Annotated in this window: 1 protein-coding gene; it reads right to left on the minus strand. The window is 61.4% G+C overall.

What is annotated here, in order from left to right; translation table 11 throughout:
• Positions 1-241 (minus strand): hypothetical protein (locus AC1RPW_RS08665; RefSeq protein WP_481769557.1); only part of this gene is annotated, 241 nt, incomplete at both ends.

Genomic DNA, 241 nt, shown 5'->3' on the forward strand with positions numbered 1-241 from the left:
ATACAGCACGGCGGCTTCCCGATCTGGGCGAGCGTGAAGTCGCTGAGTCGCTTCTTGTTGAGCGTGGGTTGGCGCGTGGCCCACTCGTCGCGAAGACGGGCCTTCGACATCTGCTTGTAATTGACGCCGGGAATCAGGTACTCCGTGACACCGCGACCGATCTGCGGACCTGTGAGCCCACGCATCACGGAATCGAACTCAGCGGCACGCGCCAGCTCTGCATCAGTCCACTTGCGCATTT

Source organism: Dellaglioa sp. CoH-55-MRSF-8 (genome assembly GCF_056782195.1).